We start from the raw sequence: 14,746 nt of genomic DNA, 5'->3' as shown, positions 1-14,746 counted from the left end.
GTTCAGGAGCACCTTTTTGAAATTCACCCGTAAAGCAACATACGCGACTTGGCTTGCGCAGACCTATCCAAATTGCTTTTAAACGATACCGCACATTCGCTCGTTATACATGGCCTCCAAGAAGCGGTTAACAACAGGCGTCACTTGCCCTTGGCGGCTTTCTTGGCTTTGCGACCCTTGAAGTAGATATCAAAGACGATCCACACGCTCAGGATGAAAGCGATGACATAGCCCATGAAGCCGACCACGGGAATGCCGAAGACGATGGGCTTCATGCCAGCGTAATACACTATGGACGAGCCGACGAACAGGCCGACCACGATCAGCGCCATCGTCAGGCGATTGATCATGTCGGAGACCTGTTTCAACGGTTCCTCGCTGCCGACGACCTCCATGTTCATCCGCAGCTGGCCGCGGGTCAGCATGCGCATGGCGACCTTGCTTTCGGCGAGCGCGTCGAGCGAGCCGTGCAGGGCCTTGTTGCCTTCGATGCCCAGCGCCTTGGCCTCGTCCTTGGCGACCTCGTCCAACCGTTTGCTGCTGGAGACATGGCTGGTGATGATCTCGATCATGTTGACGTCGGGGATGAACTCGTCGAGCAATCCTTCCAGCGTGACCAGCGCACGGCTCATCGTGGTGATGGTCGAAGGAACCTCGATGCCGTGCCGTTGCGCGAGATTGGTCAGCGCCATCGCGAACTCGGCGATGTTGAGGTCGGCTAGATCGACCTTGCCGTATTCCTCGACGATGACGTCCAAATCGCTCAACAGCCTCGGATAGTCCTCGGCGTCCGGCTGGATGTCGGCGAAACGCAGCAGACCATCGGCGAGCGCCGGCGAATCCTGGGCCCCGACCGCGAAGATCATCTGCCGCAGCACCTGGCGCGTCTTGCGATCGAGACGACCAATCATCCCCAGGTCGATCAGCACAATCTTGCCGCCGGAAATGATGACGTTGCCCGGGTGCGGATCGGCGTGGAAGAAGCCGTCGTCGAGAATCTGGGCGGCGTAATTGTCGACCAGTTTGGTGCCGATCTCCTTGAGGTCATAGCCTTCCGCGATGAGTTTGCCCGTGTGGTTGAGCGAGATGCCGTCGATGTAATCCATCACCACGACGTGCTGCGTGCACAGGTCCATATATGGTTTGGGGCAGTCCATATAACGGTACGGCTCACAGAAACGCTTGAATTCCGCGAGATGCTGGGCCTCCTTCAGGAAGTCCGTCTCGTCCTCGAAGGTGTCCCAGAGTTCCTCGACCACACCGCCGAGGTCGACCACCTGCATGCTGGAACCCATGAATTTTGTGGCCGCCTTGGCGATTGAACGCATGATGGAGACGTCCTGCGCCATCGTCTGACGCACGCCGGGCCGCTGCACCTTCACGGCCACGTCCTCGCCGGTGACCAGCGTCGCGCGGTGCACCTGGGCCAACGAGGCGGAGCCCAGCGGCTTGGGGTCGATGTCGGCGAAAATCTCGTCCACGGGCCGACCGTATTCCTGCGCCAAGGTCTCGACGACGGTCTGGTAAGGCATCGGGTCGGCATCGGCGCGCAGCTTCGCCAGCTCGTCGCAATATTGCTGCGGCAGGATCTCCGAACGCATCGAGAGCATCTGCCCGACCTTGACGAACGTGGGGCCGAGCGCCTCGAGCATCAGCCGCATCTTGCGCGGCGTGAGCCCTTTGGTGATGTCGAACTGGCCCATGATCTTGACAATCTGGCCGAGCCGCTTGGCCTTGCCGCGCCGGGTCAGATGGTAGCGTTGCGCAAACGTCTCGTGACGGCGCCCGAACAGGCTGATTTCGTCGGTTTCCCCGGCAGCGTCGTCACTGTTCGCAGAGCCTTCGGTGTTGTCAGTATTTTCGGCATTACCGACGGTTCCAACATTTTCGTCTTTGGAAATGTTATTGGCCGTTTCCGCAACAGAACCATCATTCGCCATGGAACCATCATTCGCCGCCTGAGCGGTATCGGCAGCCCCCGCCTCCAACGCAGGTTCGTCAATGTCTAGTCTCAAGGATTTGTTTTCTGATTCCGGCGCGTCGCCATCGACTTCTTCCACCTCATTTTGGGCATAGTCGCCTTTCAGCGCGGCATTGGAAACCTTATCGGCCATTGTCACCTGAAATCAACAATCGACGTATGACACATTGCCACCCATCCCGCGCCTGCAAAAATAGCCACGACGCGCGGAAAACATGGCGAAGCCATCAAAATCACTCGGCTTTGTCGCCGCTTTCCTCGGTCTTATCAGCTGCGGCATCATCCTCGGCGGGCTTCGCATCCTCGGCCTCGGCCTTGGCGCTCTGCGCCTTCATGTCATCCTTGACCTCATGCGCCTTGTGCTTGAGCTCGGTATTGAGGGCCTTGCCCTGCTCCACCGTCAGCTCGCCCTTCTTGACCAGTTCATTGACGATCTCCTGCCCCTTTTCGGCGGTCGTCGCCAACGCTCCGATGCCGGCCAAGAACACTGTACGCAACCCGTCACCCAGTTTGTAATCAGCCATGATTCCTCTTTTGCTAGTAGTGATACCTGTACTACTTAATTTAGCCTAAGGTACGGCTATTAACAGCCCGCAAAGCACAAAGCGAAACCCGGATCATCACCTCGGGCGAGACACAGCCACGCGGCGGGCGTTGGTGGCAAGCTCGTCGATATGGGCAAGTTCGGCCTTTTGCGCGGCCGTCTGTTGCGGCTGGAATTCGCCGTAGCGATGGGTAGCAGCGGCACGGATGAGGAAGTCTGAGACCTCAGGGTTCTTGGGCAGCAACGGGCCGTGCATGTAAGTGCCGATGACGTTGTGGACGATGGCGCCTTCCGTCATGTCCTCACCGTTGTTGCCCCAGCCTTCGTGGTCCACGCGGCCGAACGGCTTGACGCCTTCGCGCAGGAAAGTCTGGCCGGAATGGTTCTCGTAGCCGATGACGTCACCGAACTGGTCGGAATGTTCCAGCAAATTGCCAATCATGCGGGTCTCACGGCCTTCGGTGTAGACGCCGAAAATGCCGATGCCGTCAAGCTTAGTGCCGTCGATGGTCTCGAAATACTCGCCGAACAGCTGGTACATGCCGCAAATCATCAGCATCGGCACGTCTTCTTCGGCCAGTTTCCGCAGGATGTCCGCGCGCTTGAAGAAATCCTCGGAAATCTTCTTCTGCCCGTTGTCCTGACCGCCGCCGCCTAGGATCATGTCGACATGCTCAGGCCACGGGTCACCTTGGTTGTAGGCGTGGATGACAGGCTCATAGCCGTATAGCGCGAGCCGGCGCTTGATGGTGAGCACATTGCCCCAGTCGCCGTAGATATTCATGTCCTTGGGATAGATGGACATGACGTCGATTGAACGGGCACCGCCAGCCACACCGCCCTGATTTGACCTTGGCATATCCGATGTCGCGGCAGATTTAGCGGATGCCGTGTTCATATCGCTATTCATGCTGCACCCCTCTCAGAGCGAGGCCAACTCCAGCCGTTTCCGCAGACCTCATATCGTTCTGGTTTTCGGTCATGGCACTCACTTCCCCACCCCGGCGTCGGAGACTTTGGCGTATTTGCCAAGTTCCGAGCGCACCTTGAGCATCGCGGTATACGTGCAATAGATGTGTTTCGGCGTATCCGGATCAGCAGTGACAAACGAACGCACGGCCTCCTCGAGGTTCGTGTCGGTCTGCGAGACCTTGACACCTTCGTATTCCAAGCGCAAGGCCATATCCCACGCGCGCACGCCCGAGACCATCTTGACGCCGGTGCCGCGCAGCGAGGTGAAATCGACATCCCACAGCCAGCTCATGTCTCGCCCATCGGCATATTCGTCATTGATGACAATCATCGTGTCGTGACCTGCGGGCGCGAAGCTCGCCAGCGACATCCTGAATCCCATGGGGTTCTTGACCAAGAGCAGCTCGACGGGAGCCTTGCCGACGGTGATGACCTCGCCGCGGCCGAATGCCGGGGTGACGTGCGAAAGCGCCCGCATGAGCCGTTCGTCGCGAGCCCTCGGCAAGGTGGTGTCGGCGTTGTCGATCCGCTCGGTGACCGCACGAACCACGGCGAGCGCCGCAGCCGCGTTGAAAAGGTTGTAAACGCCCTCGAGCTGGACCTTGGTATCGAATTCGGCATCATCCATCACGAACTCGGCCTCATGGTCGCCCACCCGATTGAGCACCACATCCGCATGACGCTTTGACGCCAGCGAATCCGCCATGGCCAAGGAAGCGGAGACCGTCTCGCGCGCATCGAGTTTGGGGATGATCCGGTTGCCATCAGCGTCGAACACGTCGTGCGAGGCTGTTGCATCAGCTTGCGGAGTCGCGGCACCGGTATGGATTGCTGGAGTCGCGATGGCGCTGGCTAACGCCGTGTTGACGCCTTCCACCTTCGCCGCGGCCTTTTCGGCGGCCGATAAATCGCCGGCGTGCATGTCATCGTCTGAAGGAAACAGCTTACGCAACTCGTCGGAAAGCCCGAAATACCGGACTTGCGTGCCCTTTGGCACCACATCGGCGAGCACCGAGATCCGTCGGTCCTCACGGTTCAAGACCACCGTACCGGTCGTCGCTTCGGCAACATGACTCAAAAGCCGCGCGGTGTTGTCGATCTCGCCGAAACGGTCAAGCTGGTCACGCATGACATTCAACAGCAAGGCGTAACGTGGCTTGACCTGATGCACGAAATGCACCGCGTAGGCCTCGTCCAGCTCCAGGACCGCGATGTCGGCGTCCAGCTTGCCGGAAGCCGAGACCTCGGTGAGCAGCGCCGAGACCACGCCGCGCGTGAAGTTGGAACCGGTCGGGTTGGTGAACACCTTGAGGTTGAGGTCTTTCAAGATCGAGGCGATCATGCGGGTGGTCGTGGTCTTGCCGTTGGTGCCCGAAACCAGCACGACCCCGTAACGCAACTGCCCAAGCGTCCGCGCCAAAAACCCGGGATCGATGTTCTCGACCACCTTGCCAGGGAACGCGCTGCCGCCGTGATGCAGCAGGCGCGAAATCCCGCGGACCGCCTTGCCGATGGTCGGCGTGGCGAACGCGTTCCACGGCTTTTGTACTTCGCTCACGCTAGACCCCCTGGTTGTAATCCTGCGGCATGTCCTGGAAACGCGAGACGTCGCCGCGGAAGGCGAGCGGGAACGTGCCGGTCTTGCCGTTGCGGTGCTTGGCGAGGATGATGTCGGCCTCGCCGGGTCGATCCTCTTCGTTGTAGAAATCGGGGCGGTGGACCAGGAAGACCACGTCGGCGTCCTGCTCGATGGAGCCGGATTCACGCAGATCGGCGAGCTGCGGCTTCTTATCATTGCGCATCTCGGGTCCACGGTTCAACTGGGAAAGCGCGACCACCGGCACCTCGAGCTCCTTGGCCAGCAGCTTCAGCGCACGCGAGAAGCCGGAGACCTCCTGCTGGCGGCTCTCCTCCTGCTTGCCCGAACTCATAAGCTGCAGGTAGTCGATGATGACGAGCTTCAAGTCATTGGTCTGCTTCAGGCGGCGGCATTTCGCTCGGATCTCCATCAGGCTCATGTTCGGGCTGTCGTCAAGGAAGAGCGGCGCGTTCTGCATGGCCGTCCAGAAGTCGTTCAGGGTGTTCCAACGTTCCGGGGTGAGGCTGTCGTTGTCCGCGCGGCGCAGGGCCACCAGCGGAATGCCGGTTTCGGCGGAGATGATGCGCTGGGCGAGCTCCATCTTGCTCATCTCAAGCGAGAAGATGACGGTGGTGAGGTTGTTGTGCAACGCGGCCGAGCGCGCGAAATCCACGCCCAGAGTCGACTTGCCCATCGCCGGGCGGCCGGCGACGACGATCATCTGGCCGGGCTGCAGGCCCTGGGTCTCGTCGTCGATGCCTTTGAAACCTGTAGGCACGCCCTTCTCGATGGTCCCGTTCTGCAGGGCGTCGAGCTGGTCGAGCGCGTCGTGGACCACCGGGCCGATGGCCGCGTAATCCTGGCGCACCTTGCCCACGCTCATCTCGTAGACCTCGGACTGGGCCAGATTCACGACGTCCTCGGCCTGCGAGCCTTCGGCGGAATAGCCGAGCTGGGCGATTTTCGTGCCGGCGGCGATGACGTTGCGCAGCACGGCGCGCTGGTGGACGATCTCGGCGTAATACGTCGCGTTGGCGGCGGTCGGCACCGCGGCCACGAGGCTGTGCAGGTAGTCGGCGCCGCCCACCTTCTCAAGGTTGCCGTCTTTCAAGAGCGCGTTGGCGACGAGCACCGCGTCCACCGGCTCGGAGGCCGAGAACAGCGTGATGATCGCCTCGTAGATGGTCTGGTGCTTGGGCTGGTAGAAATCGGAGACGTCGATCATCTGCGAGACCTCGCCGATGGCGTCCTTGCTCATCAGCATGCCGCCCAAAACGGCCATTTCCGCGTCGTCGTCGTGTGGCGGCACGCGGTCGAAGAGCGTCGCGTTGTTCGCCGAAGTGTCACCGTTGAACGTGCCCAAGTTGAAGTCGCCGCCCGAGCGCGTTGAGTCCCAAGAATTTCCGTTTGCCATGCCGCCAAGCTTAACCAAACGCCCGTAAAAAACAGCGTTCCGTCCGTTCTTCCTCCGAAAGCTCTACAAGCGAACACCGACGATGTTCATTTGCTTTTCAAAGTTCCGTCACGACACGCACGGGCTTTTGCATGTGGATGAGAAAATAAGTTATCCACATTTACGGCGTGTCACTGGGGACAATGCACAAAGTTATCCACACCATGGGGATAACTCAGTGCACAACGTGGGGATACGAACATCGCGGCCTCTTTCCGATTTGCCTATTCCACCATCCTGTGATAGGTCATTCGCTTGCCGGAAACCACCGTCAAACATCACAATTCCACAACATTTTTATCGACGGAACGAGCTGATTTCGTCTCTAAAAAATAAGAAAAACCTCCCCGCCGGAATTACCCAGCAAGGAGATTGCGAATAGTCAGAAAACGCGCAAGGTCTCAGTCGAAATCGGCACCGAGGGCTGCGAGCTTGCCGCGGAAGTCGGCGTAGCCGCGGTCGATGAGGCTGATGCCCTGCACGTTCGAGGGACCGTTGGCCGCGAGCGCCGCGATGAGGTGGCTGAAGCCGCCGCGCAAATCCGGCACGTCGATGTCGCGCCCCTCGAGCGGTGTGGGCCCGAAGATGACGGCGGAATGCTTGTAGTTACGCTGCTGGAAACGGCACGGCAGGCTGCCGAGGCATTCGCGGTAGAGCTGGATGGTCGCGCCCATCTTGATCAGCGGCTTAGTGAAGCCGAAACGGTTCTCGTATACTGTCTCGTGCACGATCGACAGGCCGTTGGCCTGCGTCAACGCGACGACGAGCGGCTGCTGCCAGTCGGTCATGAAGCCAGGGTGCACATCGGTCTCGATGGCCACGGGCTTGAGGTCCCCACCTGGGTGCCAGAAGCGGATGCCCTCGTCGGTGACGTCGAACTCGCCGCCAATCTTGCGGTAGACGTTGAGGAAGGTCATCATCTCGGGCTGCGTGGCACCTTTGACGAAGATGTCGCCGTGGGTAGCGAGCGCGGCCGAAGCCCAGGAAGCGGCCTCGATGCGGTCGGTTAGCGCGGTATGTGTAAAGCCTTTGAGTGTCTTGACGCCTTCGATGCGGAAGGTGCGGTCGACGTCAACGGAAATGATCGCGCCCATCTTCTGCAGGACGGCAACGAGGTCCATGATCTCGGGCTCGGTGGCGGCACCGGAAAGCTCGGTCTTGCCCTCGGCCTGAACCGCGGCGAGAAGCGTCTGCTCGGTCGCGCCCACAGACGGATACGGAAGGTGAATCTTCGCGCCGTGCAGGCCGTTGGGAGCGGTGATGTGGATGCCGTCGCGGTGCTCCTTGTCGACGTTGGCGCCAAGCTTGCGCAAAGTCTCCAAATGGAAGTCAATCGGGCGCCCGCCGATGTTGCATCCGCCGAGCTGCGGGATGAACGCCTCGCCCAAACGGTGCAGCAATGGTCCCGAGAACAGAATCGGGATGCGTGACGACCCGGAAAGCGTGTCCACATCAGCCACGTCGGCGAGCTGGACGTTGGTAGCGTCAATCCTCAACGTGCCCTTGTCGTCATCCCAATCGACGGTCGCGCCGTGCAGGCGCAGCAAGTCGGAAACGACGTGGACGTCGCGGATCTCGGGGACGTTCTTCAAGACGGAAACGCCCGGAGCGAGCAGGGCCGCGACCATGGCCTTGCTTACGAAATTCTTGGCGCCGCGCACCTTGATGGTGCCGTTGAGCGGTTTGCCGCCTTCGACGTGCAGGACGTCTTGTGTAGTATCTGCCAAAATCAACCTCTTTCGTGGCCCTCTAATAAGCGAGCTTACTACTACATAGTGTGCCACAGCGGTTGTGGTGGCTCGGTGAAGCACGGCCGAAAATGCGCCCCAGGCCGAACGGACTTGTCCATTTTGCACAGTTTCAGCTCATGAAACGTTGCAAAATGGCCGTTTAGAGCCATATTCAGACATTATTATTACCGTCTCGCTTTTTTTGCGATAGGTACGTTGACGAATAAAAAAACTTGCGCGGCCTCGTCGGAATGACGGAACCGCGCAAGAATTACGAACAGGCAATGAAAACTATACTTTAATCGGCCCGGGTCTTGCAATTTTTTGGTTGCTTCCACGAAGCAAACCCAATGCTTTGCGATCTCACTCGAGAATCGCAAAGCCACGCAGAACTTAGACATTAGTACACAGACTACGCCTTTAACGGCCCACTCCACGAGCTGTCGTCCACAGGGCGCGCGGACTTGACCGGCTCTTCGGGGCCGTGCTTGGCGGGGAGGGTCTTGGGCTTGAAGGGGAAGCGCTGGGCGCGCATCTTCTCGTAGTTGGCGATGGCGTCCTCGTGCTGCAGCGTCAGGTCGATGTCGTCGTAGCCGTTCATCAGGCGCCAACGCGTGTAATCGTTGACCTCGAAGGGCAGCGTGATGTCGCCGCAGGTTACGGTGCGCTCCTTCAAATCGACGGTCATATCGCGGCCGGGCTCCTCTTCCAGAAGCTTCCACAGCAGCTCGACGCTTTCCTGCGGCATGATGGCGGCCAGCACGCCGTTCTTGGCGGTGTTGCCGTAGAAGATGTCCGCGAAACGCGGGCTGATGATGACTCGGAATCCGTAGTCGCGCAGCGCCCACACCGCATGCTCACGCGACGAGCCGATGCCGAAATCGGGGCCGGCGACCAGAATCTTGCCCTTGTTCTGATACTCGGGCTTGTTCAGGATGAAGTCCGGGTCGCGTCGCCACGCGTAAAACAGCGCGTCCTCGAAGCCGGTCTTGGTGACGCGCTTCAAAAAGACGGCCGGAATAATCTGGTCGGTGTCGACGTTCGAACGCCGAAGCGGAACGCCGACGCCAGTGACCTGCGTAAGTTTCTCCATAATCGATAAACCTTCTAAAATCTAAAATCCGATAATTAATATAAAGGACGAATAAATCGTCGAGATCCTCACAGGTCAGCTGGGCTGGAAATCGTGCCGCGGATGGCGGTGGCGGCGGCGACCAGCGGCGAGGCCAGGTGCGTGCGCCCGCCCTTGCCCTGGCGACCTTCGAAGTTGCGGTTCGAGGTCGAAACCGAACGTTCGCCTGGCACGAGCTTGTCCGGATTCATCCCAAGACACATCGAGCAGCCGGCGTTGCGCCATTCCGCGCCGAAGTCCTTGAAGATCTTGTCAAGTCCTTCATCCTCGGCCTGCAGACGGGCGCGGGACGAGGCCGGCACGACCAGCACACGGTGGATGGAATCGGCCTTGTGATGGCCCTTCATCACCGACGCGGCGGCGCGTAGGTCCTCGATGCGGCCGTTGGTGCAGGAGCCGATGAAGACGGTGTCCACCGGAATCGACTTGATCGGCGTTCCGGGCTTCAGGCCCATGTACTCCAGCGCGGACTGCGTGGCCTGGCGCTGCTCGGCATCGGCGATATCGGCCGGATCAGGAACGTCAGCGTCAATCGGCGCGCCTTGGCCGGGGTTGGTGCCCCAAGTGACGTAAGGCGAAAGGTCCGCCGCGTTGATGGTGACTTCCTTATCAAACTTCGCGTCGTCGTCGGTCTTGAGCGTCTTCCAATACGCCACGGCCTTGTCCCACATCTCGCCGGTCGGAGCGTATGGGCGGCCTTTCAAGTACTCGAAGGTAGTCTCGTCTGGGGCGATCATGCCCGCGCGGGCACCGGCCTCGATGGACATGTTGCAGATGGTCATGCGCGCGTCCATGGAAAGCGAGCGAATCGCGGAACCACGGTATTCGATGACGTGGCCCTGCCCGCCGCCGATGCCGATCTTGGCGATAATGGCCAGAATGATGTCCTTGGCGGTGACGCCCTTGGGCAGTTCGCCCTCGACATTGACGGCCATGGTCTTAAAAGGCTTGAGCGACAAGGTCTGCGTGGCCATGACGTGTTCGACCTCGGAGGTACCGATGCCGAACGCGAGCGCGCCGAACGCGCCGTGCGTGGAGGTGTGGGAATCGCCGCAGACGATGGTCATGCCGGGCTGGGTCAGACCGAGGTTCGGCGCGAAAGCGTGGACGATGCCCTGATCGGCGTCACCCAGCGGATGCAGCAGCACACCGAATTCCTTGCAGTTCTTTTCCAACGTGCTCAGCTGCTTGGCGGAGGTTTTGTCCGGATTGGGCTTGTCGATGTCGACCGTGGGCGTGTTGTGGTCTTCGGTGGCGATGAGCAGGTCGGTGTGGCGCGGCTTGCGCCCAGCCAGTCGCAAGCCCTCGAACGCCTGCGGACTGGTGACCTCGTGCATGAGCATGAGGTCGATATAGATCAGGTCCGGGGCACCGTCTTTGCCCTGGTACACCAGGTGATCGGCCCAGACTTTTTCAGCCAATGTGCTTGCCATACGACCTCCTATCGTTGGTTTTGGAGCCGCTACCCCGTCAATATTTCACCACGCGGATTTTGTGGTTGTGTGTAATTCCGAGTATCGGCGTTTGTCAACAATATGGACATCTTTGGTTCATATTCTGAGATGAATGAGATGATAGACCCCACTGTATAATATTCATGTATGGACTCATTATCAAAGGATCCCCAAGCGGCGCGGGCCTCACGCGCGCCCCAAGCAACCGGCAATGCTGCCCAAAATTCGAATCATGCTCCTATTCATGACGAGATTCATTCTGGGGTCGGGGTCCTCGATAAGACGGTCAAGATTCTCGAGGCCCTCGAAAGCGGGCCTTCCACATTAGGTCAACTCGTTGCGGCGACAGGGCTTGCGCGCCCCACCGCACATCGCCTGGCTATCGCGCTGGAACGTCATCGTTTTGTATTACGCGACCAGCACGGGCGCTTCATTCTGGGTTCGCGTTTCGCCGAACTGGCCACCGCCGCCGGTGAGGACCGCTTGTTGACGGCCGCCGGACCAATCCTCCAGACACTTTTGGATCGCACCGGTGAATCCGCACAAATCTATCGCCGTCAAGGTGACCAACGTGTCTGCATCGCCGCCGTCGAGCGGGCCAGCGGGCTGCATGATTCCATCCCCGTAGGTGCCATGCTTTCGATGCAGGCCGGCAGCGCCGCACAAATACTTGTTGCTTGGGAGGATTCCGAGCGCTTGCACCAGGGCCTGCGCCACGCCAAATTCACGACTTCCACGCTGGCGACCGTCCGTCGCCGCGGCTGGGCCGATTCGGTCAACGAACGCGAGGAAGGCGTCTGCTCCGTCTCCGCGCCGATCCGCAACTCCTCCGGCCAAGTCATCGCCGCCATCTCCATCTCCGGCCCCTCCGGCCGCATGGGTCCCTCCCCCGGCCGTCGCTACGCCCCCTACGTCATGGCCGGCGGCAAGTACCTCACCGACGCCCTGATGAAGGCCAGCGCCGGGCGGTAAAGCTAGATGGAAATGTCTGATAATCAAATTCAGTCACCCCGCCTAGAAATATAAATTTGGGGAATACCTTTCTTCAATATCTATATTGAAACTGCAAGGATTGTCCAACCATTCATGATTTGTTTTGCACAACCTGCAATCGTAAGCATATCCAGGTTTTACCTTGTTTTTTTATATAAAAGTTTCATATACTTAAATATGAGAGCAAAATAATTATGACGTGCTTAATTGTGAGGATTGAGGTTTTCTAATGACAGCACAGCTGCTTGTACTGGGGAATGGTTTCGACATTGCGTGTGGCTTACATTCAAAATACGGCGAATTCTTTCATGACCGTTATAGCAAACATCATTCTCAGCCAAAATGCTGCCTAGATGATGATAAATCATTAGCCAAAACAGTTCTTGAAAGCATATCAATGGGGGGTTCTGGACTTTTTTCACACTTGGAAGGTTCTTCCACTGTTTGGGATATCGCGTTCCTCGCGAATTGCTCCAATGCTGATAACTTAAAAACATGGTGTGATGTGGAAACCTTTATCAAAACAGAACTAGATTGGTGGAAAGACTGGTTAATACAGATAGGGGACAAATTCACCGATCTTGACTCATTAGCTAATCAATTGAGGAATCTCTCATTCCCTGTTTCAGATTGCCACAAAGATGAGAAACTCGCATTCATTAAAGGATTTCAAGAGTATGTGCAACAGAATCATCCGTTAGCAGCACATACATGCCGAACAGAATATGATGTGTTCTCTTTCCTAAAGAAAGAGTTGGAAACTTTCGAACAAGATTTCGGCGAATATATCGTAAAATGTGCACCTTTAAAAAACCAACGGGAATTGTATCATGGTGGAGAAGATTATAACGATGCAGAGGTGAGATATTTCCATCGCTGCGATTCCTTATTTAAAGAAATAAAGACTGCTGGCAATGTCAATCCAGACAATATAGATAACCTCGTTGCATCTTTTAATTTTACTGTCCCCTTTTATCAATCAGAGCGAAGATTCCAATACGTTCAGAACATCCATGGAACTCCTCAAAAACCAATATTTGGTATTAGCTCTTTCGAAAGAATCAAAGACAAGGACTCTTGGAAAATTTGTAAGATAACAGATAATCGTAGAATATTTGCCAAAGAATTCCGGGAGGCTGAACAAGGACGAGACCAGTCATTGACAAACATTCTTGCACACAATACATTTAAATATGTAAAAGTTTTCGGGCATTCTTTAGGTGAGATAGATGACCAAGCCTTTTTTGAAATTCTCGATTCTATTAATCTATATCATGGGAATACCACTCTCATGTTTCTTTACACTAAGGGAGCGAATGTAAAATCTTTAAAAACAGCCATTTCTTTGCTGATTAAACGTTATGATGACTATCTTAGAAAACAAGGAAAAACAATACATTTTATAGATAAGCTCAAATTACGTTGTAAACGACGTATCTTAGTAAAACAAGTTGATACGCCAAAAGAAAGTAAGTCTGTGCTTCCCTACCAGATAGTAAGCCCTTACGGCAATCAAGAGCCATCCTTCGGAGCACCGCCTAAACCAACTTCTAAAATAATTTTCAAGTTATAGGCCAGAATATTTGGTTTATAACCGGGGTTGGGCCTTGTGGGAGTAGGCGTTTCGTACTGTTATTTTTTCCCATGGGTTTTTAGGGGGCTTTCCCGGTAGTCCTGAACGGTGTGAGGACGAGATCGAAGAAGGCGAAACGGTGCCCGTCGTGCGGCGGGCCGATGAAGAAGGACGGACGGACCCCTGAGGGCCGGCAGCGGTGGCGCTGCCCGGAATGCTCGGTCAACCGGGTGCCGCGCAACGGGAAGGGCCGCGCGGCGCTGCGCCGGGAGCTGGACTCGTTCGTCGCCCGTCTGCTCGGCGGCCATACGCTGGCCGAGGAGGGGCGCTCGTTCCGGCGCGAGACGGCCTGGTGCTGGGAGGTCGACCCGGTGATCCCCATGCCCGAGACGAAAAGCCATGTCCTGGAGACGGACGGCACCTATGTCAACGGCCGGTGCCTGCTGGTGCTGATGGACGGGGCCACGGGCCTGGTCGTGCGGATCCGCTGGTGCGCGCACGAGTCGATTGCGGAATACCGGGCTCTGTTCTACGGGGTGCCCACCCCCGACGTGCTGGTGAGCGACGGGATGCGGGGAATGGGCTGCAGCGCTGCCTAGTGCACGTGCACCGCGACACCGGCCGCGACCTCACCCACCAGCCCAAGACGCAGGCCGCCAAGGAACTGAAGAAACTGTCCTACCAGCTGTTCAAGGTGCATACGGCCGGGAAGGCGGCCCGGTGGGGCGAGGGCCTGAACGCCTGGTACGTGCGTTGGAAGGACATGGTCAACAAACGCACCACGGCGAGGGACGACCCGGCACACGCGGCGGGACGGAAGTGGTGGTGGACGCACGAGCGGCTCCGCCGCTGCTACAAGAGGCTCGAACGCCTGTTCCGCGACGGCTCGCTGTTCGCCTACACCGACCCCGCGCTCCTGGCCGGCGGCGAGGTGCCCCGCGACACCGACCGCCTCGAGGGCGGCATCAACAGCCCGATCAAGCGCATGCTCGGCGACCACCGCGGCATGCCCCGCGGGCACATGATGCGCGCCAGCGAATGGAAATGCTACACCAGAAGCCCAAGCCCCGACCTCAAGGCGACGCTCGACGCCTACCTCGAGAACAGGAGGCGCAAGGCCGAAAGGACAAGGAAGGAAACAGCCAGGGAAGAGGCGAGGACCGGCGACGAGCCCGACATCGGCACCGGCATCGAATGGAACGAATTTCACACCGCCACCAGATACCCCGACGCCACCGACTAGAAAACCAATCCTAAAACACCACGAAATGGCCTATAACCCCAAAACTTGTCTCTAGTCAGCGTTGAGGTATCTGATGGCGGTGTCAAACTCAT

Annotated in this window: 10 protein-coding genes and 1 pseudogene; 3 read left to right on the top strand and 8 right to left on the bottom strand. The window is 58.0% G+C overall.

Annotated elements, in window-relative coordinates; all coding sequences use genetic code 11:
• Positions 1-140: 140 nt before the first annotated feature.
• The 8 genes from OZX73_RS01535 to leuC form a co-directional block, all read right to left on the bottom strand.
• A complete protein-coding gene (locus OZX73_RS01535; protein ID WP_277150877.1) occupies positions 141-1,940 on the bottom strand; it encodes an AarF/UbiB family protein in 1,800 nt (599 codons plus the stop codon).
• Between the two features lie 274 nt (positions 1,941-2,214).
• On the bottom strand, positions 2,215-2,505 hold the full coding sequence (locus tag OZX73_RS01530; RefSeq protein WP_277149993.1) for a phasin family protein: 291 nt from the start codon (positions 2,503-2,505) through the stop codon (positions 2,215-2,217).
• A gap of 96 nt (positions 2,506-2,601) precedes the next feature.
• Entirely contained in the window at positions 2,602-3,384 is a 783-nt protein-coding gene (locus OZX73_RS01525; RefSeq protein ID WP_277150876.1) for a glutamine amidotransferase, read from the bottom strand.
• 129 nt (positions 3,385-3,513) lie between these two features.
• Positions 3,514-5,076 (bottom strand): Mur ligase family protein, encoded by a 1,563-nt coding sequence (locus OZX73_RS01520; protein ID WP_277150875.1) that lies wholly within the window; start codon positions 5,074-5,076, stop codon positions 3,514-3,516.
• Positions 5,057-6,490, bottom strand: a complete 1,434-nt coding sequence (gene dnaB, locus OZX73_RS01515; protein ID WP_277149991.1) for a replicative DNA helicase — start codon at positions 6,488-6,490, stop codon at positions 5,057-5,059. The genes OZX73_RS01520 and dnaB overlap by 20 nt, the downstream gene beginning before the upstream one ends.
• A 440-nt stretch (positions 6,491-6,930) precedes the next feature.
• A complete protein-coding gene (gene murA / locus OZX73_RS01510; RefSeq protein ID WP_277149990.1) occupies positions 6,931-8,256 on the bottom strand; it encodes a UDP-N-acetylglucosamine 1-carboxyvinyltransferase in 1,326 nt (441 codons plus the stop codon).
• 415 nt (positions 8,257-8,671) lie between these two features.
• Entirely contained in the window at positions 8,672-9,352 is a 681-nt protein-coding gene (gene leuD / locus OZX73_RS01505) for a 3-isopropylmalate dehydratase small subunit (protein ID WP_277149987.1), read from the bottom strand.
• A 68-nt stretch (positions 9,353-9,420) separates the two neighbouring features.
• Entirely contained in the window at positions 9,421-10,824 is a 1,404-nt protein-coding gene (gene leuC / locus OZX73_RS01500; RefSeq protein ID WP_277149985.1) for a 3-isopropylmalate dehydratase large subunit, read from the bottom strand.
• A gap of 168 nt (positions 10,825-10,992) precedes the next feature.
• Here leuC and OZX73_RS01495 point away from each other — a divergent pair, with 168 nt between their 5' ends.
• The 3 genes and pseudogenes from OZX73_RS01495 to OZX73_RS01485 all read left to right on the top strand — a co-directional run bounded on the left by OZX73_RS01495 (position 10,993) and on the right by OZX73_RS01485 (position 14,654).
• Entirely contained in the window at positions 10,993-11,817 is an 825-nt protein-coding gene (locus tag OZX73_RS01495) for an IclR family transcriptional regulator (protein ID WP_277142577.1), read from the top strand.
• A gap of 250 nt (positions 11,818-12,067) precedes the next feature.
• A complete protein-coding gene (locus tag OZX73_RS01490) occupies positions 12,068-13,411 on the top strand; it encodes an AbiH family protein (protein ID WP_277149984.1) in 1,344 nt (447 codons plus the stop codon).
• Positions 13,412-13,521: 110 nt separating this feature from the next.
• Positions 13,522-14,654 (top strand): annotated as a pseudogene (locus tag OZX73_RS01485) (IS1249 family transposase).
• The last annotated feature ends 92 nt before the right edge of the window (positions 14,655-14,746 follow it).

It is taken from the genome of Bifidobacterium sp. ESL0775 (genome assembly GCF_029395475.1).
GTDB lineage: Bacteria > Actinomycetota > Actinomycetes > Actinomycetales > Bifidobacteriaceae > Bifidobacterium.
Note: the sequence above shows the minus strand (reverse complement) of the source record. Positions and strands in the feature narration are given on the sequence as shown.